This window comes from Bradyrhizobium sp. PSBB068 (assembly GCA_016839165.1).
Classification (GTDB): domain Bacteria; phylum Pseudomonadota; class Alphaproteobacteria; order Rhizobiales; family Xanthobacteraceae; genus Bradyrhizobium.
On the sequence record CP069300.1, the window covers coordinates 5,639,366 to 5,664,365 of the forward strand.

Below are 25,000 nucleotides of genomic sequence, written 5' to 3' on the forward strand. Positions count from 1 at the left end.
GGACAAAAGCGCGATGAGCTTCATCGCGCGTTGGCTTCTTGTTTGAGCATGATCTCCGCGCAAACGCTTCGCGTTTGTCGCGAGGGAAAACCGCGTCGCACTTTGCGCTAACGCGGCCGTTCCGGTCGGGATCATGCTCGGGGCCGCCGCCGCGGCCATTTCAAATCATGCTCGCTACATCTGCACTTCGATCAGCCGCGGGCCCGGTTCGGCAACGGCATTCGCCAGCGCCTTGTTGAACTCATCCGCGGATGCGACCGCCACGGCCGGCACGCCCATTCCCTTTGCCAGCGCGACGAAATCGAGCGTCGGCCGGTCAATCTTCAGCATGTCCTGCGCCCGCTTGCCCGGCTCGCCCGCGCCGACGCCGTCGAACTCGCCGCGCAGGATCTGGTAGATCCGGTTGGCGAACACGATGGTCACGACGTTGAGCCCCTCGCGCGCCTGCGTCCACAGCGACTGGATCGTGTACATCGCGCTGCCGTCGCCGACCATGCAGATCACCTTGCGGTCCGGACAGGCGACCGCGGCACCGGTTGCCACCGGCGTCGAGAAGCCGATCGAGCCGCCCATGTTCTGCAACCAGTCATGCGGCGCCGCGCCCGCCGTCGGCGGAAAGAAGCCGCGGCCAGTGGTGACGGATTCATCGACCATGATGGCGTTGTCGGGGATCGCGCACGCAATCGCCTGCGCGATCGATGCGTGATTGAGGGCGCCGGTCGGCTTGATCAGTTCCGGATGCTGCTGCGGCTTGACGTCCTGCGCCGTCGCATGCAGCGCATTGGCCAGCGCCTCGAGGGCTGCGACCGAATTCTCGCCCCAGGCGGTCATGCGATGCACCTCGCAGCCTTCCGCCTTCAGCATACTCGGCTTGTTCGGATAGGCGAAGAACGCGACGGGATCGTTGGCCTCGACCAGGACAATGTGACGAAAATTCTTCAGGATCGGCAGCGCCTGCTCGATCACATAGGGAATGCGATTGATCGAGAAGCGGCCGCGGCCGCGCGCCATCCGCGGATGATAGGTCTGGCCCATCACCGTGCAGCCGGTCTTGCCGGCGATGCGCTCGGCGAGCGCCAGCCCGTGCTCGGTCAGCGCGCTGCCGGTGACCAGCAGCAGCGTGTGCGCGGCATCGCCGTGCAGGATTTTCGCCGCGGTGTCGACCGCCTGAGGCGAATAGCTCGGGCGCTGGGTGTCGACCGGCACCTCGGCGATGCCGTCGGCCTCGTTCCAGGCGGTGTCGGCCGGCAGGATCAGGGTTGCGATCTGGGGCGGCGCGCTCTTTGCCGCGGCGATCGCAGCCGCACCGTCGGCGGCGACCGACTTGGCATCCGGCGAGGTGCGCACCCAGGACGACATCGGCCGCGCCAGGCCCTCGATATCGGAGGTCAGCGGCGCGTTGTAGCCGATGTGGTAGGTGGCGTGCTGGCCGACGATGTTGACGATGCCGGAATGCGCCTTCTTGGCGTTGTGCAGATTGGCAAGGCCGTTGGCGAGGCCGGGCCCGAGATGCAGCAAGGTCGAGGCCGGTGTTCCCTTCATGCGGAAATAGCCGTCGGCAGCACCCGTCACCACGCCTTCGAACAGGCCGAGCACGCAGCGCATGCCCGGGACCTTGTCCAGCGCCGCCACGAAATGCATCTCCGAGGTGCCCGGGTTGGTAAAACAGACATCCACGCCGCCCGCGACCAATGTCCGCACCAGACTTTCCGCACCGTTCATGCTCTCGCTCCCGTTTCGAGATGTTCTTGAGGTCGCTCCAGATCAACCATTCTTCATCCGCTTCGTCAAAGGCTTGGCCGGACAATGCAGCTATTGCCTGCGGTCTGTTGCTTTTTTAAACCGTGTTGCCGGAAAGTGCCTAAAGTCACCGCTTCGTCGCTTGCGCAACGCCGGCAATTGTGGACTCTCTGGGCATATATTTGATTGTTCGCGAGGACGACGACCATGCGCCCGTTTGCCTTGATGTTTGCCGCGCTCACGATCCTGGCAGGTGCCGGCCAGGCCCAAGCCCAGTTCTTCGACTCCCGGGGCTACCAATCCGAAGCCCCGAGTTTCTTTGGCGGTGGCGGCGCAAGCCCGATCCCGCGCACCACCGTCGACTACCCGACCAACTATGCCCCCGGCACCATCGTGGTGAACACAGCCGAGCGCCGGCTCTATCTGGTGCAGGGCAACGGCCAGGCGTTGCGCTACGGTATCGGCGTCGGCCGCGACGGCTTCCGCTGGAGCGGCGTCCACCGCATCAGCGCGAAGAAGGAATGGCCGTCCTGGACGCCGCCCTCGGACATGCTGCGCCGCCGCCCCGATCTGCCGCGTCACATGGCCGGCGGCATCGAGAACCCGCTCGGCGCTCGCGCGATGTATCTCGGCTCGACGCTGTACCGGATCCACGGCTCCAACGAGCCGGAGACGATCGGCCAGGCGGTCTCGTCCGGTTGTTTCCGCATGACCAATGAGGACGTCAAGGACCTCTATGATCGCGTCTCGGTTGGTGCCACCGTCGTGGTGAAGAACTGATCGCGACGATTTCAACGGAACCGGGCGTCGCCATCCGGCAAGCTCGCCGATCCCGTCTTGCGCTGCCGCAAAGCTTGCGGCAGCGTTGTCATGATGTCCCAGCACCGTCCTTCGATCCTGCTCCTTCTCGCCGCAACGCTCGCCGCTTGCCTCACTGATGCCACCGCGCCTGCCGCCGCCGAGGTGCCGGCCATCATCGCGCGCCAGCGTCACGAGAAGAAGGTCTTCACCGACGCCGAGATCGTCGAAGGTTTTCTGAAGACCGCGTTCGGCGCCGAATTTCATCTCGCCGGAAGGGTCGACCGCATCCGCAAATACGACCGGGCGGTGCGCGTGTTCGCCGACGGCAACCGCGCCGACCGCAAGGCGCAGCTGGCCAAGGTCGTCGCCGACATCCGGGGCAAGGTGCAGCATCTCGACATCGCGATGAGCGACACCCACGACGCGGCCAATGTCGTGGTCAAGCTGGTGCGCGACCGCGAGCTCTACCGCACGATCGCGACCTTCTACGGCCAGGAGCGCGCCAAGGAAATCCGCTCCTCGCTCGACCCGCAATGCCTGTCCGGCTTCCGCAAGAACGAAAACTACGAGATCGAGCATTCCGACGTCATCCTCACCGTCGACAATGGCGATTTCGTCTTCCTCGACTGCGCCTATGAGGAACTGCTGCAATCGCTCGGCCCCATCAACGACACCGCGACCGTGCCATGGACGATGTTCAACGACAGCGTCTCGATGGGTTTCTTCGACGTCTACGACCAGTATCTGCTCAATCTGCTCTACGACCCGCGCATCAAGCCCGGCATGACCGTGCAGGAGGTCAAGGCCGCGCTGCCCGACGTGCTCAGAGACGTCCGCGCCTGGGTGGCGAAGGTGAACCATCTGGAGTGAGGGTGGGTGCAACCGGTGCACGGCGCTCGCCAGAAACACCGCCGACGTCCTGGCGCAAGCCAGGACGTCGCTGGAGATGACTCGATTCAAGATGTCAAACAGCAGGATGTCATCACCCGCAAACGGGTGATCCAGTATTCCGGAGACGCTGGTGCCGCACCTCCCGCTTGACCTGGCCCCAGCGGCCGCCTCCATAGAAATGCGGTCAGACGACACGAGGTGATTCGATGAATGCTCCTGCTGCCCGTTTCCTCAGCCCGTCCGAAGCTGCAAGGCAGCTCGGCATCTCGGCGAAAGCGCTGCGCCTCTACGAGGAGCGCGGCCTGGTCGCGCCCGCCCGCACGCCGGCGGGATGGCGCGCCTATGGCCCGGTCGAGATGGCGCGCTGCGCCGAGATCGTCGCGCTGCGCGCCCTCGGCCTCAGCGTCGGTGAAGTGGCGCGGATCCTGAACGGCGACACCGCCATCCTCGGCCGCGTGCTGGCTGCGCACGAGGCCACGCTCGAAGCACGCATCCGCCAATGCACCGACAGCATCGCCAGGGTGCGTCGGCTGCGCAACGACCTCGGCTGCGGCAAAATGCCCGCGACGCACGACCTGATCGGTGCGGTCAGGGCGCGGCCGGCGATCGGCGTCGCATTCGATCTGCCGTGGCCGTGGGGCGGCGAGCGCTTCGAACTGCGCGATATCAAATCGCTGAACTACATCGTCGGCCCGCTCGGCAGCGGCAAGACGCGCCTCGCGCAGCGGCTTGCCGAAGCGCTGCCCGGTGCCAGCTTTGTCGGACTGGACCGTGCAGCCGACGGCGGCGCGGCCGTTCGCGCGCGGCTCGACGCCGACCCCGCCCACAAGGCGAGGGTCGAGGCGAGCCTTGCCGTCCTGCTGGCCGATGGCGCCGTAGACTCACCCGCGCTCATCACCCTGCTCGCAGTTCTCGAGGCCGATGACGGCGCGATCCCGGTGATCGACATGCTCGAACAAGGGCTCGATGCGGCCAGCCAGGAGGCCGTGATCGCGCATCTGCGCCGTCGCGGACCGGAGGCGCGGCCGCTGTTCTTCCTCACGCGCTCCAACGCGATCCTCGACCTCGATGCCGTCGGCGACGATGAAGCGATCATCCTGTGTCCTGCCAATCACAGCCTGCCGATCTGCGTCAGGCCGATTCCCGGCGCAGTGGGCTATGAAGCGGTTGCGACCTGCCTCGCCTCTCCGGAGGTGCGCACGCGCACTGAAGGCATGGTGGCCTGGCTGCCATCCTGATTTCTCGTATTGGTTGTATTATCATTATATGACAATGCACGACGCAGGTCGGATGCACTTCGAAAAAGTGTGCTATAAGCACACGCGATGACCGAGCTTCCCCGTACCCAGGCCTTGCGTTGCTTCATCACGGTTGCCCGTGAGGGCACTGTATCGCGCGCCGCAGCGATGCTGAAACTGACCCAGCCGGCGGTCAGCTTGCAACTCAAGGCGCTGGAGGAAAGCACCGGGTTGCAGCTGTTCAACCGCACACCCAGCGGCTTCACGCTGACCGAGGCCGGCGCCTCGCTGCTGCCGCTGGCGCACCGGGCGGTGGCGGCGGCATCCGACTTCAAGGCGATGGCGGATTCGCTCAACGAGGCGCAGCGCGGCACGCTGCGCGTCGGCACCATCCTCGACCCCGAATTCACCCGGCTCGGACCGTTCGTGCGCAGCCTTGCGATGTCGTCGCAACGCACCGAAGTCTTCCTGCGCCACGGCGTCAGCGACGACGTGCTGGCGCAGATCGGCCGGGGCGAGCTCGACGTCGGCTATTACGTCGACGCCACGCCGCAGGAGCACCTGGTCCATCACAGCTTCACCGAACGGACCATCGCCGACGGCCGCTACCAGCTGGCGCCACTGCTCAGCTACGACTACCGCGTGATCGCGCCGATCGGCTGGCGGGACCGGGTGATCGGCAAAGGCTGGGCGGAGCTTGCCGAGCTGCCCTGGCTCGCAACGCCGCCGCATTCGGGCCACCGCCGGATGCTCGACGACATCTTCCGCCCGCTCGGCGCCCTGCCGAAGCGCGTCGGCTACACCGACCAGGAAGAGGCGATGATCGACTTCGTCGAATCCGGCCTCTGTCTCAGCCTCGCGCGCGACAATGTGCTGGCGCCGCGGATGGCGCGCCCGCATCAGTTCGTGGTGGCCGACAAGGTGAAGCTGACCTGCGATCTCTCCTTCGTCAGCCTCACCGCCCGCCGCCACGAGCCGGTGATCGCCCACGCCTTCGCGGCCGTACGCGCGGTGTGGAATATCAAGCCGGCGATCGCCGGCGCCGGACCGACGCGGACGCGCAAGGTCGCGAAGAACGTGTGACGCTGCGCGCTGATGCCCGACGGCGTTCTCCCGCCCCAGTCTCGCATAGCTCGGATCTGAGGCAGCGGGCGACAGCAATCACGGCGACGAGCGGCCGATTATCGCGGAGCGGTCGTTGGCTGACCGCCCGTAAGCTTTGCACCAAGATCTAGGCAGCAACGATCAGCGGCTGCGTCATGTCCGCCATCGCAGGCACCAGCGACGGCGCCTCGCAATCCTGCAAGACGAGCTCGTCCATGAGCTCGCGCAGCCTTGGCGGCAGATCGGCGTAATCGCCGCGCAGGGCATAACGCAGTCTCTCGCCGATCTCGTCGCAGATGGCGCGCACGTGCTCGGGCGCGATCGGATGAGGCTCACTCATGGACGTCGACCGCTTGCGACGGCGGCGCGCCGCCAAACTGCACTTCCGCTACCACGGATCCCGCATACGCAGATGCGATCAAGACGAGGATCCGAACAATGCTGAACATGGTTCGTACTCCCTTTTCCGATCCCTGGATAACAGGCGGAGATTGCCGCCCGATTAGGGAAACTGGTTCCCGCGGCCTTTAGGGGAGTGGTAAACGCGAGGTTCACGGCAGCCTGGGGAAACGCCGGTGCTGTCCGTCCGGCTGTCCCCAATCAGGGGGACAGACCGCCGCGGCGAAATCGATATCATGCGAAACCGGACACCGGCCGGCTATCATCGGCCGCGCATAAAAAGAACCTGCTGGGAGGATTTGCGATGAAGCTGGCCGTGGCCGGACTCTGGGTACTCGCAGGCGTGACGCTGGTTGCGCCGCACGTGCGGGCGGACATCAAGGTCGGCGTCGTGGTGTCGGGATCCGGGCCGGGCTCAGCGCTCGGCCAGCCGCAGATGCGCACCATCGCGGCGCTGCCGAAGGAGATCGGCGGCGAGAAGGTGGTCTATATCGCGCTCGACGACGAGTCCGATCCGACCAAGGGCACGCAGAACGCCCGCCGCCTCGTCATCCAGGACGGCGTCGACATCCTGATCGGCTCCTCGCTCACCCCGGTGACCATGCCGATGCTCGACGTCGCCTTCGAAGCCAAGACCCCGATCATCTCGCTCGCCGCGGCGACCGCGATCGTGCAGCCGATGGACGAGCACCGCCGCTGGGCGTTCAAGGTGGTGCCCAATGACGACCTGATGGCGACGGCGATCCTGAAATACATCGCGAAATCCGGCATCAAGACGCTCGGCTATATCGGCGTGTCGGACGGCTATGGCGAGGGCTATTACAAGGAGGTGTCGCGGCTCGCCCCCGGGCTCGGCCTCACCGTGACGACGCATGAGGTCTACGCGCGCTCCGACACCAGCGCCACCGGCCAGGCGCTGAAGGTGATCGCGACCAACCCCGATGCGGTGTTCATCGCCTCGGCCGGCACGCCGGCCGTGCTGCCGCAGGAGGCGCTGCGCAGCCGCGGTTACGCCGGCAAGATCTTCCAGACCCACGGCGTCGCCTCGGAGGAGTTCATCAAGCTCGGCGGCGCCAATGTCGAGGGCGCAATCTTCACCGGCGAGGCTTTCACCATCGCCGACGATCTGCCGGCCGACGATCCGTTCCGCCAGGCGCGCGACGAGTTCGTGTCGTCCTACGAGAAGGCCAACGGGCAAAAGCCGAACATCTTCGGCGCGCATCTGTGGGACGCCGTGACGCTGTTCAAGCGGGCGGCGGCGATTGCGCTGAAGACCGCCAAGCCCGGCACGCCGGAATTCCGCGCCGCGCTGCGCGACGAACTGGAGCGCGGCAAGGACGTCTACCTGAACAACGGCCTCTCGACCATGAGCCCGACCGACCATAACGGCTATGACGAGCGCTCGGCGTTCCTGATCAAGGTCGAGGGCGGCAAGTTCAGGCTGGTGAAGTAGGCGCCCAGCAATGGTCTAGTCGCCGCCCCAGCGCCAGCGCGGCGGCTCGCCCTTCCACCAGCAGACGGCGGTGAGCAGAACGCTCAGCACGGCCACGTAGCCGATGAAGCGCGCCGGGGAGTGCGGGAGGTTGATCGCTGCGCCGACGGCAATCAGCGCCACTAAGCCCGCGAGCACCACCCAGCCCTGCCAGTTGTTCGGCGGTCCCCAGCCCCAGCCGTAGCGCTTGGCGGGAAACCAGTATTTGTCATTACGCTGCATGGGATTGCTCCAGTGCCGAAATCCGCTTGCCTCACGTCTTGCCGCAGATGCCCTTCAGCGCATGCCATTCGGCCGGCGACAGCAGCGGCTTGCCCGCGAGCTTGTTGCTGGCGTCGGCCTTGGCCATCCGTTCGAGGCGATCCTCGGTCAGTGGATGGCTGGCGACGAGCGAGAGCCCGTTGCCGCCTTCCTTGCCGGTGACGCGGAACATCAGTTCGCCCATCGGCTTCGCCGGACGGCCAAGCTTGTGCATGGTCTCGATCGCAAAGGTGTCGGCATTGGTCTCGGCGTCGCGCGAATAGGACGACGTCACCAGCGAGCGCGAGGCGAAGATCAGCGCGCCGGAGCCGGTGATGTCGCCGAACAACAGCCCGATCAGGAACGAGGTGCCGCCATTGTGGATCAGCTCGCGCATGCTGTCGCGGTGCCGGAGATGGCCGAGCTCATGGGCCAGGACGCCTGCGATCTCGTCGGGGCTTTCCGCTTTCTCCAGCAGTCCGTCGAACAGATAGACCTTGCCGCCCGGCAGCGCGAAGGCGTTCGGCACCGGCGTCGCCAGCACGCCCGACTGCACCGAATTGTCGAGGCCTGCGGTGTCCCGCAGCTTGCCGACCAGCTTCTCGAATGCCGCTTGTCCGGCCGCACTGCTGCACGGCTTGCCGTCGAACACCACCCTGACCTGCGCTTCCGCGACGTCGCCGAGGCGCCGCTCGAAGGAATCCGGCACCAGCGGCGTCAACCGCTCGGCGGCGAGCGGCACGCCGAACAGCACCACCAGCACGATCGATACCGCGGCCGCGAGCGACCAGCCGACAATGCCGGCGACGCCCTTGCGGTTCGGCAGGTCCTGCTCGAGCCTGTCGCAGCGCGCGACCAGCTCGGCGATCAGCCCGGCGTCGCGGACCTCGAGCCGCGCCAGTGCCGGCGCAGTCAGGCAGCTCAGCCGCAGCAGGCCGGACGGACTGTCGGCACGGCGGATGTCAGCAAACGCCCAGCGCGCCAGCCGTTCGCCATCTTCCCTGATCTCCAGCGCGTCGGACAGCTTGAGCGCGACGACGCGCCGGCGGCTCGATGCGCCGTCGAAGAACACCGCACCCGGGACCGGCGCCGCCGCGGCATTGGCCTGGTTGAGATCGGCTTCCATGACGCTAAAGCGCGATGAGATTGGGTTGAATCGTCATCGGGCTTTAGCTCCTTGTTTGCGCATGATCTTTTCGGAAAACCGCTTCGCACTTTTCCGGATCATGCTTTAGAACCCCGCGACGTCGAGGCCGTCGGCAAAACCTTCACCGAGCGCATTGGCGAGCTCGCCGCGCGCGGTGACGTTGGCGGCCGCCCCAATGTTGTGCACGATGGTCGACGACAGCACCCGGACCCAGAGATCGCGCATCAGATAGACCCGCATCACGACGTTCATCGCCAGCGCAAGGGCGAGATAGCCGATGCCGAGCAGGACCATCAGCGGAATGCTCTTGGCGAACGCCTCAGTCTTGAAGAAGGTCTCGATCGAGGAGCCGTCGATGCTGGCCGCCAGGAAGATGCAGAGCACGAGATAGGCCAGGAACACCGTGCCGAGCAGCATGGCCCAGCCGATCACCTTCCAGTACAGGCCGATCAGGGCGCCGCGACTCATGGTCGATTCCAGTCTGACCTCGCCGAACCGGATGCCCGACAGCCACCAGCGCCACTCGATCGCCTTGAACGCGGCATAGGCGAACGGGCCGAAGATCGTCACCAGCGCGAACGGCATCAGTAGCCAGAGCCACCAGCCGCGTTTGAAGAAATCCCAGCCGCGGCCTTCGAAGGAGCCCTGCAGATCGCCGTAATACGAATGCCGCATCTTGTAGCGTTCGAGCGCCGCCTCGCGCCATGACAGCGCAAAGCCAAGCGTGATCACGACCAGGAGGCCCCATAGCGAGGCCTTCAGCGCATAGATCCAGCCCGAGCCGCTCATCCAGAAGCGGACGCCGCGCCACACCGTGCGGGTGAGCCGGTAACGCCGCGCGCGATAGATCGCGAACTGGCCGAACACATAAAAGAAGGCGACCATCGGCAACGAGGAGAATGTCTGGCCGTGCTCGGCCTCGATCACGAGCAGGGCGTAGCCGAGATAGACCGGAACCAGGATCGCGAGTGCGACCAGAAAGCCGATCAGGAGCTCCTTGCCGCGGCCGGTATATTCCGCCCCATCGCCGTCGATCAGGGTGTTCGACCAGAGGTGACGGCGGATGTCGGTGGTGAGCCAGAACCGGTAGAAGCCGACCGTGAAGAGCTCGAGCCCGGCGCCGCGCGCGACCAGACGGAAGAACTGCGTCCGGCTCCCCGAAAACGCCACCGGCATCGGCGGCGGAACCGGTTGCGGCGGCGGCCCCGGCGGGGCCCAGCTCATGTCGTTCACGGAAAAACTCCAGGACAGGACAATCTCTGCGCATCAAAAGCACAGGTTTGTCGCTGCGAGTGTGATCCAGGTTTCATACACGGTCGAGAGTGCCGCCGCGGGATTCGGCGGGTGCGGTTGGCTATGCCTTAATGGCCCCCCGGAAACCGGCCGCCGTCCACCGCCCCGCGTGCTTCGAACCCGGCGGAAGGAACGACGGACTTACCGAATGGGCGCGGCCGCAAGGAACCGAGCAATGAACAAGTGGATATTGCCGGCGTGCGTGCTGGCGCTTGCCGCAGCTCCCGCTGGGGCCGCCGATGTGCGCCTGGAATCCTATCGCAATCCGGCCAACGAGAACTTCCGCATCTTCAATCATATGTATCTGGACGGCGTCAGGGGCGGCCTGATGGCTTCCAATGCCTGGTTGAAACGGCACGGCGGCCAATTGCTGTTCTGCATGCCCGACACCCTCGTATTGTCCACCGAGCAAACCGAAGAGATCATGCTCAAGTCGGCCGACAAGCGGTCCGCGAAAGGCGAGATGATGGTCGCCCTCCTGCTGCTCTGGGGCATGCAGGACACGTACCCCTGCGAAAAGCCGGCCAGCCGATAGACAGTCCCTGCACCGCCCGCATGCGCCGCCTGAGCAAATCAAACGCCGTTTGAAACGGGCGTGGTCGCCGCCGACGCCGGTCCGTCGTTGGAAAGGCCCGGATTCGGCCGTTTTGGCCGGCTACCAATGCGGCCAAAAGCGCGCTGTCAGCTCTTGCGCAAACCGCGGAATGAGAATGTAATTCGGTAAAACATGGCGCGCCGGCGATGCCCCGGCTGCTGCAACGGTTGAGGAGCCGCTCATGCACGGGACCATCGATCTCGTCGACACCGCCCATCTGGACGCCGCACGCGAACGCGCCAACACACTGGCGCTGTCGGACTACGATCCCGGCCATCCCGAGCTGTTCAAGACCGATACCTTCTGGCCGTATTTCGACCGGCTGCGCCGCGAGGATCCGGTGCATTACTGCAAGGACTCGATGTTCGGGCCGTACTGGTCGGTCACCCGCTACAACGACATCATGGACATCGAGACCAACCATTCGGTGTTCTCCTCGGCCGCATCGCTCGGCGGCATCACGATCCGCGACGTGCCGCCGGATCTGCGCCGCGAGAGCTTCATCGCGATGGACCAGCCGCGCCACTCGGCGCAACGCAAGACCGTGGCGCCGATGTTCACGCCGACCCATCTCGACGAGCTCGCGATCAACATCCGCAAGCGCTCGACCGAGTGCCTCGACAATCTGCCGCGCGGCGAGGTGTTCGACTGGGTCGACAAGGTTTCGATCGAGCTGACCACGCAGATGCTAGCCGTGCTGTTCGACTTCCCCTGGGAGGACCGCCGCAAGCTGACGCGCTGGTCCGACGTCGCAACCACCCTGCCCGGCGCCGGCGGCCTCGTCGCCACCGAGGACGAGCGGCAGGCCGAGCTGATGGAATGCGCCGGTTATTTCGCCCGGCTCTGGAAGGAGCGCTCGAGCCAGCCGCCGAAGAGCGATCTGCTCTCGATGATGGCGCACAGCGACGCCACGCGGAACATGGATCCGAAGAACTTCCTCGGCAATCTGATCCTGTTGATCGTCGGCGGCAACGACACCACGCGCAACACGCTGTCCGGCAGCATCTATGCGCTGAGCAAGCATCCCGAGCAATACCGCAAGCTGCGCGAGAACCCGGCGCTGATCGACAGTTTCGTGCCCGAGGTGATCCGTTGGCAGACGCCGCTCGCCCACATGCGGCGGACCGCACTCACCGACTTCGAATTCCGCGGCCGCCAGATCAAGAAGGGCGACAAGGTCGTGATGTGGTACGTCTCGGGCAACCGCGACGAAGAGGCCATCGAGCGGCCTTACGTGTTCGACATCCAACGTGCCCGGCCGCGCACCCACATCTCGTTCGGCTTCGGCATCCACCGCTGCGTGGGCCTGCGGCTTGCCGAGCTGCAACTCAAGATCATCTGGGAGGAGATCCTCAAGCGCTTCGACACGATCGAGGTGGTGGAGGAGCCGCAGCGGGTGTATTCCAGCTTCATCAAGGGCTACGAGACGCTGCCCGTGCGTATCGCCGCGTGAAGCTGCATCCGCAGTCGTGTTGAAACATTTGCGTCGCTTGACCTGAGTTAGGCGGGCACAGCGGATGGGTTCCCTCCCCCCTTGCGGGGGAGGGTTAGGGAGAGGGGTAAGCCGTACGGGCGGTGGTCGCGGCTCACCCCTCTCTCCAACTCTCCCCCGCAAGGGGGGGAGAGAGCCCAACCACCTCCCGTGCGGCCTTCGAAAATTGTGCAGAGAGAGATCATGAACGTCCAGACCGCCATCCGTGCCGACCGGGCCGAGCTACAGCGCCAGGCGCGTGAGGAAGCCTATGCGACTCCGCTCAGGGATTTTCATCCCGGCGCGCCAAAACTGTTCCAGAACGACACGCTGTGGCCATGGTTCGAGCGGCTGCGCAAGGAAGAGCCGGTGCATTACTGCACCAACGCGCCGATCGAGCCCTATTGGTCCGTGGTCAAGTACAACGACATCATGCATGTCGACACCAGCCACGGCATCTTCTCCTCGGATTCCACGCTCGGCGGCATCTCGATCCGCGACGTGCCGCCCGGCTACGACTATCCGAGCTTCATCGCGATGGATCAGCCGAAGCACGCCCATCAGCGCAAGACCGTGTCGCCGATGTTCACGCCTGATCATCTCGACGAGCTGGCCAAGCTGATCCGCCAGCGCTCGGCCAGCGTGCTCGACAACCTGCCGCGCAACGAGACGTTCAATTTCGTCGAGCGCGTCTCGATCGAATTGACCACCCAGATGCTGGCGACGCTGTTCGACTTCCCCTGGGAGGAACGGCGCAAGCTGACGCGCTGGTCCGACGTCTCCACCGCGCTGCCGAAGAGTGGCATCGTCAACTCGCCGGAAGAGCGGCGGCGGGAGATGGACGAGTGCTATGGCTATTTCTCGAAACTCTGGAACGAGCGGGTCAACTTGGCCCCGCGCAACGATCTGCTGTCGATGATGGCGCATAGCGACGCCACGCGGCACATGGACCCCGACAATCTGATGGGCAACATCATCCTGCTGATCGTCGGCGGCAACGACACCACCCGCAACACCATGAGCGGCTCGGTGCTGGCGCTGCACGAGCATCCCGACCAGTTCCAGAAACTGAAGGAGAACCCGGCCCTGATCGACACCATGGTGCCGGAGGTGATTCGCTGGCAGACGCCGCTGGCTCACATGCGGCGCACCGCGCTGCAGGACACCGAGATCGGCGGCAAGACCATCCGGAAGGGCGACCGCGTCGTGATGTGGTACGTCTCCGGCAATCGCGACGACGAGGTGATCGACCGGCCCGACGAGTTCATCATCGACCGCGCCCGGCCGCGGATCCATCTGTCGTTCGGCTTCGGCATCCACCGCTGCGTCGGCATGCGGCTCGCCGAACTGCAGCTCAAGATCGTGTGGCAGGAGATGCTGAAGCGTTTCGACCGCATCGAGGTGGTCGGCGAGCCGAAGCGGGTCTATTCCAGCTTCGTCCGCGGCATCGAGAACCTGCCGGTGCGGATCCCGGGCTGAATAATCCTTGGCTGCAATTGCGTTCGGCCCTATGTCTCGCCGCGTCTTGCAGCTTGGGCCAGTTGACGGATCATGAACCGAAAAGAACGGCGCGCGGCCGGTAAGCGACGGGACGCGGCCGGCAAGAACGTACCTGCCTTCGGCTCCGCGGGCATCAGCATTGCCGACCTCGCCGCGGAGGCCAGCCGGTTCTACGGAATGCGCCGCTTCAACGAGGCGCAGGAGGTCTGCCGGCACATTCTCGCGCGCGAGCCCAGCCATGCGCAGAGCCTGAACCTTCTCGGCCTGATGGCGCAGGCGGCCGGCGATCACCGCTCCGCGGTGAAGGCGTTCGCGAAAGCGATTGCTGCCGATGACGTGAACGCCGCGTGTCACTACAATGCCGGCAATTCGTACCAGGCGTTGGGCAATCGCGCCAAGGCCGCCGCGCATTTCAGCAAGGCGCTCGCGCTCGGCATGGACGCGAAGGCCGTGGGCTTCATCCTCCAGAGCCCGACCGTCACCCGCTATGTCGGGCGGATTGCCGGCAAGTGGCCGCTGCCGGTGACGAGCGCGGACTTGTTCGGCGGCGAAGGCGTTGCCGCGCTGGCCAGCGATCTGTTCCTGCGCTGCGCGATGGAAGCGACGACGCTGGCGGGCATGCAGCTCGAAGTGCTGCTCGGGCACGTGCGAGCCGAATTGCTGCGGCTCGCCGGCGAGCAACGCAGGGATGGCGATGACGACGATCTCATTGCCTTTGCCTGCGCGCTCGCCCGGCAATGCTTCATCAACGAATATGTCTATGGACAGACCGAGGCGGAAGCCGAACGGGCGGCTGCACTGCGCGATCGATTGCTGCACGACCTGGCATCCAACGCCGCGTTCACGCCGCTGACGCTGGCCGTCGTCGCGGCGTATTTCCCGCTTCATACTCTGCCGGCGGCGGACGCGCTGCTGCGCCGGGAATGGCCTCCAACCGTCGCCGGCCTGTTGCGAGTGCAGCTTCGCGAGCCGCGCGAAGAGATGGAAGAGCGCCGCGCCATTGTGACGCTCACGCCGATCAGGAACGACGTATCGGTCGAGGTGATGCGTCAGTACGAGGAAAATCCCTATCCGCGCTGGACCGTGAACCCGCTGACGGCATTCGTCGCCGATCGGGCGCGAGGAAAGACGGCCGCGACCGCGGAGCAGCAGGCCGAACGGGATATCCTGATCGCCGGTTGCGGCACCGGTTCGCACGCGATCCAGATCGCGCAGGTCTGTCCGAACGCCCGCCTGCTCGCGGTCGACATCAGCATGACCAGCCTCGCCTATGCGCGCCGCAAGACGCGCGAGCTCGGCTTGCGCAATGTCGAGTATGCGCAGGCGGATATCCTGGAGCTGGGCTCGATCGATCGCAGCTTCGACAGCATCGAGTCGGTCGGGGTCCTGCACCATCTCGCCGAGCCGATGACCGGCTGGCGCGTGCTGGTCTCGCTGCTGCGGCCGGGCGGCACGATGCGCATCGGCCTGTACAGCGAGCTGGCGCGCCGCGTCATCGTCGAGGCCCGCGATCGCATCGCCGCGCGCAACTATCGCGCCACCGCCGACGACATCCGGCGGTGCCGGCAGGAGATTTTCCGCGAGGCCGACCAATGGCGGACGCTGATCGGCGCCAAGGATTTCTACAGCATGAGCGGCTGCCGCGACCTGCTGTTCAACGTCATGGAGCACCGCCTCACCATTCCCGAGATCGCGGCGTTCCTGAACGAACATGACCTGTCGTTTCAGGGCTTCGAGCCGTTCGACGATCCGGCGGTGCTGGAAAAATTCCGCAAGCAGTTTGCGGCCGCAGCCGACGAGATCAACCTCGATCAGTGGCACCGCTTCGAGGTCGATCACCCCGAGACGTTCTGGGACATGTACGTGTTCATGGTGAGGAAGGACGCGCGCTGAGGCCTCCTTTCGGCCCGGCCGGAAAGGGTCGCGCTGCCCCCTATAAAATTCCGGCATAGCTGGGCGAGCCAGATGCGAAGAGAATAAGGCTCTCGCCTGCCCTAAGCCTCCCGGCATGACGGCGCTCCAACGCGCGCCCTAGCCGAGGCCATGATGGACCAGATTGCCGTTCACCAGGACAGCGCGACCAGCCAGGACTGGCCAGTTGCGATCTACCGCACGCTGAAGAGCTTTGGCGTGGCGCAGGTGTCCTATGTTCCCGATGCGGGACATTCCAAGCTGATCAAGCTGTCGCACGCCGATACCGGCATCAAGACTACGGTTCTGACCACCGAGGAGGAAGGCGTGGCGCTGTCCGCCGGCGCCTGGCTCGGCGGCGAGCGCGCGGTCCTGTTGATGCAATCGAGCGGCGTCGGCAATTGCGTCAACATGCTGTCGCTGATGGCAAGCTGCCGCTTCCCGCTGCTGACCCTGGTGACGATGCGCGGCGAATGGGCCGAGTTCAATCCGTGGCAGATCCCGATGGGCCGCGCGACGCCGCAGGCCTTCGAGATCATGGGCACGACAGTGCTGCGGCTCGAGAACCCCGACGACGCCGAGGAAGTCATCTCGGCCGCCGCCTCGCTCGCCTATGACGGAGACCAACAGGTCGCCGTGCTGATCTCGCAGCGGATGATCGGCCGCAAGAAGTGGACCAAGGAGACGCACTGATGTCGGCAGCAACAGGCACACTCGACCGCCGCGCCGCGGTGAAGGCGCTGCTTGCCGACCGCGGCGGCCTTCTGGTGATCTCCGGGCTCGGCTCCTCGTCCTACGATGTGTTCGATGCCGGCGACCATGCGGGCAATTTCTATCTTTGGGGTGCCATGGGCGGCGCCGCGATGGTCGGGCTCGGGCTGGCGCTGGCGCAGCCGAAGCGCCCGGTGCTGGTCGTCACCGGCGATGGCGAGCAGCTGATGGGGATCGGCAGCCTGCTGACCATCGCCACCAAGCAGCCCGGTAATCTCTCGATTGCGGTGCTCGACAACGGCCATTTCGGCGAGACCGGCATGCAGCCCAGCCACTCCGGCCTGGGTGCGAAGCTCGAGGTGATCGCGAGCGGCGCCGGCATCGGCAATGTTTCCGACATCGCGGACATGGCCGGCATCGAGAATTTCCGCAACAGCCTGCGCGATCTCGGCGGCGGCCCGCGGCTGGCACGAATCCGTATCGCGTCCGGCGAAGTCGAGCGCGCGCTGCCGCCGCGCGACGGCACCTACCTCAAGACCCGCTTCCGCGGCCATCTCGGCTTCGTGGTGAAGTGATGCGAAGCCGCGCTCAGGCGAGCTGGATATCCCAGAGCCCCTCGGCGCGCAGCGCAGCGACCTCATCGCGCAACAGCTTTGCGATCAGTGTCATCGCATTGGAGCCGGGATGCTCGACCGGCGAGGCCAAGGTCAGCTCGCGCCGCGGCGCCGGCCGCGCGATCGGCGCGGTCTCAAGCCGGCCCTCCGCGACCTCGCTGCGCACCGAGGACGGCGGCAGCATGGTGTATCCGAGCCCCTCCTCGACCAGGCTCGTCAGCACCCGGAACGAATCCGCCTCGAGCTTGACGTCGAGATCGATCTTCTTTCTGGCCGCGGCATGTTCGAGCAGCGCACGGAGGCCGTGCGAATGACTGGGCAGCACCAGGCGCTGGCGCATCAGCCAGCCGAAATCCACCTGCTTCTTCTGCTTCAGCCCGCTGCCGCGCGGGCCGACGGCGACGATGCTGTCGCGGCCGAGGCTCTGCACCGCCAGATGCAGGTCGACCGACGGGCCGTAGATCACCGCAAGGTCCATCTCGCCGCGATGCAGCCACTCGATCAAATGGCCGCTATAGCTCTCGACGATGCAGAGCGAGATGCCGGGATAGCGCTCCACCGTGCGCCGCGCCAGCCGCGCCGACAGCACGCAGCTCACCGTCGGCACGAGGCCGAGCACGACGCGGCCGGACGGTGCGCCGCCGGCGGACTGGATGTCGTCGCGGATCTGGTCGATCTGCCGCACGATACCGCTGGTGCGCGCCAGCAGCAGCCGGCCGGCATCGGTCAGCACCATGCCGCGGCCATTGCGCGTGAACAACTCGGTGCGCAGCTCGTGCTCCAGGAGCTTGATCTGCCGGCTCAGCGCCGGCTGCGCGACCCGCAAGGTATCGGATGCCTTGCTCAGACTCCCGAGTTCCGCGACGCACGCAAAGGTCCTAAGCTGCCGGAAATCCATACTTGCCAATCCTGGAAGGCAGGTTCATACGCTATAACAAAACAGCATAGGGAGTTTACCGGGACCCCACAACAGCGGGCGCATTGCCCGTATCACGTGCAACCTCTCGGCAAGACGAAACAATGACCGCACACGAACAACACACCGACGACCACTCAGACATCCGCGACGCCGTCGCAAAGCTCTGCGCACAGTTTCCCGGCGAATACTGGCGCAAGCTCGACCGCCAGATGGCCTACCCGAAGGAGTTCGTCGATGCGTTGACGGAGGCCGGCTATCTCTCGGTGCTGATCCCCGAGGAATATGGCGGCGCGGGGCTGAAGCTGTCGGCCGCGGCGGCGATCCTGGAAGAGATCCAGCGCGCCGGCTGCAACGGCGGCGGTTGCCACGCCCAGATGTACACGATGGGCACCGTGCTGCGGCACGGCAACGACGCGCAGAAGGCGAAGTATCTGCCGAAGGTCGCGACCGGCGAATTGCGGTTGCAGGCGTTCGGCGTCACCGAGCCGACCAGCGGCACCGATACCTCGTCGCTGAAGACCTTCGCGCGCCGCGAGGGCGATCACTACGTCGTCAACGGCCAGAAGATCTGGACCAGTCGCGCCGAATATTCCGACCTGATGGTCCTGCTGGCACGCACCACGCCGAAGGAGCAGTCCAAGAAGCGCACCGACGGCCTTTCGGTGTTCATCGTCGACATGCGTGAGGTGAAGGGCAAGGGGCTGGAGATCCGCCCGATCAGAACCATGATGAATCACGCCACCACCGAAGTGTTCTTCACTGACATGAAAGTGCCGGCGGAAAACCTGATCGGCGAGGAAGGCAAGGGCTTCCGCTACATTCTCTCCGGCATGAATGCCGAGCGCATCCTGATCGCCGCTGAATGCATCGGTGACGCCAAATGGTTCATCGCCAAGGCCACCAACTACGCCAAGGAGCGCAGCGTGTTCGGTCGGCCGATCGGCCAGAACCAGGGCATCCAGTTTCCGATTGCAAAGGCCTACGCCTCGATGCGCGCGGCGGAATTGATGGTGAAGGAAGCTACCCGCAAATACGAGGCCGGGCTCGACTGCGGTGCCGAGGCCAACATGGCCAAGATGCTGGCGGCCGATGCGTCCTGGGAGGCGGCCAATGCCTGCGTGCAGACCCATGGCGGCTTCGGCTTCGCCGAGGAATACGATGTCGAGCGTAAGTTCCGCGAGACCCGGCTCTACCAGGTGGCGCCGATCTCTACCAACCTGATCCTGTCCTTCGTCGCCGAGCACGTGCTCGGCATGCCCCGCTCCTACTGAGTTGCTTGACCATGTTGCCGCTTGAGGGATTGACCGTCATCGCCGTCGAACAGGCGGTTGCCGCGCCGTTCTGCTCGTCACGCCTGGCCGATGCGGGCGCCCATGTCATCAAGATCGAGCGGCCCGAGGGCGATTTCGCCCGTGGCTACGACGCCGCGGCAAAGGGCCAGAGCAGCTATTTCGTCTGGCTCAACCGCGGCAAGGATTCCGCCGTGGTCGACCTCGCCACCAAGGACGGCCGCGCAGAGCTGGAACGGCTGATCGCGGGCGCCGACGTTCTGTTGCAGAATTTGAAGCCCGGCTCGATGGACAAACTCGGCTTCTCGCGCGAGCGGCTGCGCAAGGACTATCCGAAGTTGATCATGTGCACGATCACCGGATATGGCGACACCGGCCCCTATGCCGACCGCAAGGCCTATGACCTGCTGATCCAGGCCGAGAGCGGCCTCGCCTCGATCACCGGCGGACCCGAGGGCGCCTCGCGCGTCGGCATGTCGATCGTCGACGTCGCGACCGGCGCCACCGCGCACGCGTCCATTCTCGAAGCGCTGATCGGCCGCAGCCGCACCGGCCAAGGCGCCGACATCCGGATTTCGATGTTCGACGTGATGGCCGACTGGCTCACCGTGCCGCTGCTCAATGCCGAGGACGGCAAGTCGCCCAAACGCATCGGCCTCGCCCATCCCTCGATCGCGCCCTACGGCGTGTTCCGCTCGAAGGACGGCAAGGAGATCCTGATCTCGATCCAGAGCGAGCGCGAGTGGAAGACGCTGTGCGCCAAGGTGCTGGGCCAGCCCGGCCTGCCCGACGATCCGCGCTTTGCCAACATGGTCGAACGCGTCCGTAACCGCACGGTGACCGACCAGATCGTCAGCGACAGTTTTGGCAAGCTCACGCGCGAGGAATTGCTGGCCAAGCTCGCCGAGGCCGACATCGCTTTCGCCGAGGTCAACAGCATGGATGACCTTGCGAAGCATCCGCATCTGCGCCGCATCGAGGTCGACACGCCGAACGGCAAGGTCAGCTATCCGGCGCCGGCCGCGATCGTGGTCGGCGAGGACAGGCACTACGGCAAGGTGCCGGCGATCGGCGAGCGCACCAAAGGTTCCTGAAATCCCTCCTGCCCGGGCAAGACAGTCATGACCGACAAACTCGACCTCGATCATCTCCGCCAGTGGATCGGCAAGACCGCCGAGGCTTCCGACGTCGTCACCAAATACCTGGTCATGGGGCTGCGCGCGACGCTGTTCCAGGAGATCGGCGAGCCGAAGACGGGCGATGCCGCGCCGTGGACCACGCATTGGTGCCTGGCGCAGCCGGTGTTTCCGATGTCGCAGCTCGGCCCGGACGGTCATCCGACCCGCGGCGGCTTCCTGCCGCCGGTGCCGCTGCCGCGCCGGATGTGGGCCGGCGGCGAGCTCGAATTTTTCGATGCACTGCGGATCGGCGACGAGGCCAAGCGCGCTTCCAGGATTGCGGACGTCACCGTGAAATCTGGCTCGACCGGCACGCTGTGCTTCGTCTCGGTCAATCACGAGGTGACGACCTCGCGCGGTCTTGCGGTTCGCGAGCGGCAGGACATCGTCTATCGCGAGATGACGACCACCCTGGCCGCAGCGCCGGCCAAGGCGCCGCCGCCTCCGGTCGCGCAGCACCGCGAGAGCCATGTCTCCGATCCCGTGCTGCTGTTCCGTTACTCGGCGCTGACCTTCAACGGCCATCGCATCCATTACGATCGCGACTATGTCACCAAGGTCGAGGGCTATCCCGGCCTGATCTTCCACGGCCCGCTGCAGGCCTCGTTCATCGTCGAACTCGCCGCGAGGCTGCGCGGCGGCAAGCCGCCGAAGAAGCTGTCCTATCGCGGCGTGCAGCCGCTGTTCGAAGGCAGCGAGTTCTCGATCAATGCCAACGACAAGGACGGCGGCATGGAGCTGTGGACAGCGAACGCCGAAGGCCAGCCGACCATGAAGGGCACGGCGACCTGGTAGGCGGCGCTCCGCAGTTCCTACCTGGACCTGCATGTGCCGATTGGCGAATTCCTTACATGAGCCTGACGTTTGCCCTGGCGAATGACAGCTCATCGCAGCGGTGCCTCAAAAAATCTGTCATAGTCTTGAGGCAAAGGTTCCGGCGGCTTCGACAAAGTCAAAGTCCATCGCAAGCTAGAGCATAGCCCGCCGCCCGAGCGGCCAATTCGCCTGCAGACAGGAGCGGACGATGACTGCCGCCGAACCCGAGACCTTGACCTCGAGCGCCGAAGCGATTCCGGCCGAGACACCTCCAGCGCACGGCGCGATCGGCGCGATGGCGATCGGCGCCCTCGGCGTCGTTTACGGCGATATCGGCACCAGTCCGCTCTACACCTTCAAGACCGCGATCGAGTGGGCGGGAGGAAAGGCGACGCCGGAGGTGGCACTGGGCATCCTGTCGCTCGTGGTGTGGACCCTGCTGATCACCACGTCGATCAAATATGTCGCAATCGTCATGCGCGCGGACAACGACGGCGAGGGCGGAATCCTTGCACTGATGTCGCTGATCGGAATCAAGCATGGCGATCGCCCATTCGTGATCGCGCTCGGCATCATCGGGGCGGCAATGCTCTATGGCGATGGCGCCATCACCCCCGCGATCTCCGTGTTGAGCGCGCTGGAGGGATTGAAGGATCCGCTGCCGTCCTTCAGCCCGTACGTGCTGCCCCTTTCCGTGCTCGTGCTGATCGCCGTGTTCGCGATTCAACCGCAAGGCACGGCCCGCATCGGCGCTCTGTTCGGCCCGATCATGACGGTCTGGTTCGTGACGATTGGCGTGCTCGGTATCCTCGGTATCTTGCGAAATCCCGCCGTGCTTGCTGCGCTCGATCCCCGCGTCGGCCTCAGCTACCTCTTCGGGCATGGCTTCACCGGCTTCCTGGTGCTCGGCGGCGTGTTCCTGTGCGCCACCGGCGCCGAGGCGCTGTACGCCGACATGGGGCATTTCGGCGCCGGGCCGATCCGCCTGACCTGGTACGGGCTGGTGCTGCCGACCCTGCTGCTGAACTATGCCGGCCAGACCGCGATGCTGGTGCAAGGCGATCTGGCGGCCGGATCAAATCCGTTCTTCGCGCTATGCCCGTCCAGCCTGCAACTGCCGCTGGTCGCGCTCGCGACCGTTGCCACCATCATTGCAAGCCAGGCGATCATCTCCGGCACGTTCTCGATGACCCGGCAAGCCATTCAGCTTGGACTATGCCCGCGCCTCAACATCACCCAGACCTCCTCGGAGGGTTACGGGCAAATCTATGTCGGCTTCGTCAATTGGACGCTGATGGTGCTGACACTGGCGCTGACCCTGAGCTTCCGCTCGTCCGACAATCTTGCTTCCGCCTTCGGCATCGCCGTCGCATTGACGATGCTCCTGACGTCGATGCTGATGTTTCTTGCCATGCGCGAAGTCTGGGGCTGGCCCTTCTGGTCGAGTGCGCTGGTTGCCGGCGCGTTCATCCTGGTCGACCTGTCGTTCGTGGCCGCGAACATGATGAAGGTGATGGAGGGTGGCTGGGTCCCGCTTGCGGTCGGAGCTATCCTGTTTTTCCTGATGTCGACCTGGCGCCGCGGCCGCAGGGCGCTCGAAGCCCAGCTCGAGCGCGATACGCTGCCACTCAGCGAGTTCATCCAGCAGGTCCGGAACAAGCCGCGTGTTCCGGGAACCGCCGTCTATGTGACGAGCCGGCTCGACATGGTGCCGGTGCCGCTGCTTCACAATCTGAAGCACAACAAGGTGCTGCATGAACGCATCGTCCTGCTGCGCGTGGCTACGCTCAATATTCCCCGCGTCGCATCTGATCACCGTCTCATCCGCACGGACCTCGACGGCAATTTCCATACCTTGGTGGCCCAATACGGCTTCATGCAGCATCCGAACGTGCCGCGGCTGCTCGACCGGTGCGGTACGATGGGGCTTGAATTCAACTTGATGGACACTTCGTTCTTCGTCGGTCGCGTCAAGATCGTGCCGGCGGAACACTCGAAGTTCGGCCGCTTTCGCTCCAGAATTTTCGAGATCATGCACCGCAATGCGCTGCCGGCGACCGACTTCTTCCGGATCCCGCCAAATCGCGTGGTCGAGTTGGGCAGCCAGACGGAAATCTGAGCCGCGTGACCTGCACTGTCAGCAGATCGCGGCGGTGCTGCGCCGGCGGCCGCTGCCGGCCTCCTCTCGATATCCTGGCGAGGTGAAGAGCCGGCTTCCACCGAAGCGCGGCATCCCCTACTGTGATGAGATCAATCCCTGGATCACGGATCATGAGTCGCTTCTGGAGTTCGGTCGTCCACAATCTGTCGCCATATGTGCCCGGCGAGCAGCCGAAGATCGATGGCCTCATCAAGCTCAACACCAACGAGAATCCCTACCCGCCGTCGCCGCGCGCGCTGGCCGCAATCGCGGCGACCGCGGATCGGCTGCGGCTCTATCCGGATCCGCGCGCAACCGCCTTGCGCGAGGCGATCGCAACGCGCTATGGCGTCTCATCAGATGAGGTGTTCGTCGGCAACGGTTCGGACGAGGTGCTGGCCCACGCCTTCCCGGCGCTGCTCAAGCACGATGCGCCGCTGCTGTTCCCCGACATCACCTACAGCTTCTACCCGGTCTACTGTCGCCTCTACGGCGTCCGCTATGAGGTGGTGCCGCTCGACGCCGCGATGCGGATCAATGTTGCCGACTACCGGCGACCGGGCAGCGCCATCCTCTTGTGCAATCCAAACGCGCCGACCGGCGTCGCGCTGCCGCGTGCAGCGATCGAGGCGCTGGTCACCGGGCACCCGGACCGTCTCGTTGTGGTCGACGAGGCCTATGTCGACTTCGGCGCCGAGAGCGCGGTGCCGCTGGTCGCGCGCCATGACAATCTGCTGGTGATCCAGACCCTGTCCAAGTCGCGCGCGCTGGCGGGATTGCGGGTCGGCTTCGCCATCGGCCAGCGTCCGCTGATCGAGGCGCTGGAGCGCGTCAAGGACAGCTTCAACTCCTATCCGCTCGACTGCTTCGCGATCGCGGGCGCGGTCGCCGCGATCGGGGACGACATCTGGTTCGAGGAGACCCGGCAGCGCATCATGAGGAGCCGCGAGGCGCTGGTCCGCGGCCTCACCGAGCTCGGCTTCGACGTGCTGCCGTCGCTGGCGAACTTCGTGTTCGCGCGCCATGCCGGCCATCGCGGCGCCGATCTCGCAGCGAAGCTGCGCGAGCGCGGCGTCCTGGTGCGGCACTTCCAGAAACCGCGGATCGAGGATTTCCTGCGCATCACGGTCGGTACGGACGATGAATGCGGCCGCCTGATCGGCCTGCTGCGTCAGACCGTCTGATCTTTCGCTCGCCGCCGGAGCTCTATGCGGCGGGCGTGCACCGCGTTGCCGAAATCTTGATGCCGAGCCCTGCGCTCTCCTCGCGAAACTGTGCGATCGAGCGCGCATTGCGATGCGCCTCGAACGCGGCGTCATCCTGGTAGACTTCGTAGATCAACAGCTTCGAGGCGTCCTCGCGCGGCACCAGGATGTCGAAATGCAACGTGCCCGGCTCATCCCTGAGCGAGCGGGCGCCATGCGCCGCGAGCTGCGACAACACTTGGTCCCGCTTCTCGGGCGCGACCTCGACGGTGGCGATGAGGGCAAGTTTGGTCATGACGGATGTGC

At 65.3% G+C, this 25,000-nt stretch carries 23 protein-coding genes; 16 read left to right on the forward strand and 7 right to left on the reverse strand.

The annotated features are described in order from the left end of the window. Positions 1 to 174 precede the first annotated feature (174 nt). Entirely contained in the window at positions 175 to 1,722 is a 1,548-nt protein-coding gene (locus JQ507_26280; protein ID QRI68405.1) for an acetolactate synthase large subunit, read from the reverse strand. 225 nt (positions 1,723 to 1,947) lie between these two features. Here JQ507_26280 and JQ507_26285 point away from each other — a divergent pair, with 225 nt between their 5' ends. The 4 genes from JQ507_26285 to JQ507_26300 all read left to right on the forward strand — a co-directional run bounded on the left by JQ507_26285 (position 1,948) and on the right by JQ507_26300 (position 5,753). After that, positions 1,948 to 2,520: a L,D-transpeptidase gene (locus tag JQ507_26285; GenBank protein QRI68406.1), complete on the forward strand. Its 573-nt coding sequence runs from the start codon at positions 1,948 to 1,950 to the stop codon at positions 2,518 to 2,520. A 93-nt stretch (positions 2,521 to 2,613) separates the two neighbouring features. After that, positions 2,614 to 3,411 carry a DUF2927 domain-containing protein gene (locus JQ507_26290; protein QRI73518.1) on the forward strand — a complete coding sequence of 266 codons (798 nt, stop codon included), beginning with the start codon at positions 2,614 to 2,616 and terminating at the stop codon, positions 3,409 to 3,411. Between the two features lie 227 nt (positions 3,412 to 3,638). Beyond that, a complete protein-coding gene (locus JQ507_26295) occupies positions 3,639 to 4,670 on the forward strand; it encodes a MerR family transcriptional regulator (GenBank protein ID QRI68407.1) in 1,032 nt (343 codons plus the stop codon). A gap of 87 nt (positions 4,671 to 4,757) precedes the next feature. Beyond that, positions 4,758 to 5,753, forward strand: coding sequence for a LysR family transcriptional regulator (locus JQ507_26300; GenBank protein ID QRI68408.1), 996 nt, complete (start codon positions 4,758 to 4,760; stop codon positions 5,751 to 5,753). Between the two features lie 148 nt (positions 5,754 to 5,901). Here the strand turns inward: JQ507_26300 and JQ507_26305 are convergent, their stop codons facing one another. Further along, positions 5,902 to 6,114 carry a hypothetical protein gene (locus tag JQ507_26305; protein QRI68409.1) on the reverse strand — a complete coding sequence of 71 codons (213 nt, stop codon included), beginning with the start codon at positions 6,112 to 6,114 and terminating at the stop codon, positions 5,902 to 5,904. Positions 6,115 to 6,477: 363 nt separating this feature from the next. On the opposite strand from JQ507_26305, the gene JQ507_26310 reads away from it, so the two are divergent. Next, the gene (locus tag JQ507_26310) at positions 6,478 to 7,626 is read left to right on the forward strand and encodes an ABC transporter substrate-binding protein (GenBank protein ID QRI68410.1); all 1,149 of its coding nucleotides are present in this window, start codon (positions 6,478 to 6,480) and stop codon (positions 7,624 to 7,626) included. A 15-nt stretch (positions 7,627 to 7,641) separates the two neighbouring features. Here JQ507_26310 and JQ507_26315 read toward each other — a convergent pair whose 3' ends face one another. The 3 genes from JQ507_26315 to JQ507_26325 form a co-directional block, all read right to left on the reverse strand. Next, positions 7,642 to 7,887: a hypothetical protein gene (locus JQ507_26315; protein QRI68411.1), complete on the reverse strand. Its 246-nt coding sequence runs from the start codon at positions 7,885 to 7,887 to the stop codon at positions 7,642 to 7,644. A gap of 31 nt (positions 7,888 to 7,918) precedes the next feature. After that, positions 7,919 to 9,031 carry a M48 family metallopeptidase gene (locus JQ507_26320; protein ID QRI68412.1) on the reverse strand — a complete coding sequence of 371 codons (1,113 nt, stop codon included), beginning with the start codon at positions 9,029 to 9,031 and terminating at the stop codon, positions 7,919 to 7,921. 105 nt (positions 9,032 to 9,136) lie between these two features. Beyond that, on the reverse strand, positions 9,137 to 10,276 hold the full coding sequence (locus JQ507_26325; GenBank protein ID QRI73519.1) for a DUF898 family protein: 1,140 nt from the start codon (positions 10,274 to 10,276) through the stop codon (positions 9,137 to 9,139). A 244-nt stretch (positions 10,277 to 10,520) separates the two neighbouring features. On the opposite strand from JQ507_26325, the gene JQ507_26330 reads away from it, so the two are divergent. From JQ507_26330 to JQ507_26355, 6 genes are all read left to right on the forward strand, one after another. After that, positions 10,521 to 10,880, forward strand: a complete 360-nt coding sequence (locus tag JQ507_26330) for a hypothetical protein (protein QRI68413.1) — start codon at positions 10,521 to 10,523, stop codon at positions 10,878 to 10,880. 241 nt (positions 10,881 to 11,121) lie between these two features. Next, positions 11,122 to 12,393, forward strand: a complete 1,272-nt coding sequence (locus JQ507_26335) for a cytochrome P450 (protein QRI68414.1) — start codon at positions 11,122 to 11,124, stop codon at positions 12,391 to 12,393. A gap of 222 nt (positions 12,394 to 12,615) precedes the next feature. Further along, a complete protein-coding gene (locus JQ507_26340) occupies positions 12,616 to 13,890 on the forward strand; it encodes a cytochrome P450 (GenBank protein ID QRI68415.1) in 1,275 nt (424 codons plus the stop codon). Between the two features lie 198 nt (positions 13,891 to 14,088). Then, entirely contained in the window at positions 14,089 to 15,804 is a 1,716-nt protein-coding gene (locus JQ507_26345) for a methyltransferase domain-containing protein (GenBank protein QRI73520.1), read from the forward strand. 150 nt (positions 15,805 to 15,954) lie between these two features. Further along, on the forward strand, positions 15,955 to 16,515 hold the full coding sequence (locus JQ507_26350; GenBank protein QRI68416.1) for a phosphonopyruvate decarboxylase: 561 nt from the start codon (positions 15,955 to 15,957) through the stop codon (positions 16,513 to 16,515). Then, positions 16,515 to 17,108, forward strand: coding sequence for an aldehyde dehydrogenase (locus JQ507_26355; protein QRI68417.1), 594 nt, complete (start codon positions 16,515 to 16,517; stop codon positions 17,106 to 17,108). The genes JQ507_26350 and JQ507_26355 overlap by 1 nt, the downstream gene beginning before the upstream one ends. A 13-nt stretch (positions 17,109 to 17,121) precedes the next feature. Here the strand turns inward: JQ507_26355 and JQ507_26360 are convergent, their stop codons facing one another. Then, positions 17,122 to 18,045 carry a LysR family transcriptional regulator gene (locus tag JQ507_26360; protein ID QRI68418.1) on the reverse strand — a complete coding sequence of 308 codons (924 nt, stop codon included), beginning with the start codon at positions 18,043 to 18,045 and terminating at the stop codon, positions 17,122 to 17,124. 122 nt (positions 18,046 to 18,167) lie between these two features. On the opposite strand from JQ507_26360, the gene JQ507_26365 reads away from it, so the two are divergent. From JQ507_26365 to JQ507_26385, 5 genes are all read left to right on the forward strand, one after another. Continuing rightward, positions 18,168 to 19,337 carry an acyl-CoA/acyl-ACP dehydrogenase gene (locus JQ507_26365; protein ID QRI68419.1) on the forward strand — a complete coding sequence of 390 codons (1,170 nt, stop codon included), beginning with the start codon at positions 18,168 to 18,170 and terminating at the stop codon, positions 19,335 to 19,337. 11 nt (positions 19,338 to 19,348) lie between these two features. Further along, a complete protein-coding gene (locus JQ507_26370) occupies positions 19,349 to 20,449 on the forward strand; it encodes a CoA transferase (GenBank protein QRI68420.1) in 1,101 nt (366 codons plus the stop codon). A 27-nt stretch (positions 20,450 to 20,476) separates the two neighbouring features. Beyond that, positions 20,477 to 21,328: a MaoC family dehydratase N-terminal domain-containing protein gene (locus JQ507_26375; GenBank protein ID QRI68421.1), complete on the forward strand. Its 852-nt coding sequence runs from the start codon at positions 20,477 to 20,479 to the stop codon at positions 21,326 to 21,328. Between the two features lie 316 nt (positions 21,329 to 21,644). Then, entirely contained in the window at positions 21,645 to 23,468 is a 1,824-nt protein-coding gene (locus tag JQ507_26380; GenBank protein ID QRI73521.1) for a potassium transporter Kup, read from the forward strand. A 152-nt stretch (positions 23,469 to 23,620) separates the two neighbouring features. Beyond that, on the forward strand, positions 23,621 to 24,673 hold the full coding sequence (locus JQ507_26385; protein QRI68422.1) for a histidinol-phosphate transaminase: 1,053 nt from the start codon (positions 23,621 to 23,623) through the stop codon (positions 24,671 to 24,673). A gap of 22 nt (positions 24,674 to 24,695) precedes the next feature. Here the strand turns inward: JQ507_26385 and JQ507_26390 are convergent, their stop codons facing one another. Next, positions 24,696 to 24,989, reverse strand: coding sequence for an antibiotic biosynthesis monooxygenase (locus JQ507_26390; GenBank protein ID QRI68423.1), 294 nt, complete (start codon positions 24,987 to 24,989; stop codon positions 24,696 to 24,698). Positions 24,990 to 25,000 lie beyond the last annotated feature (11 nt).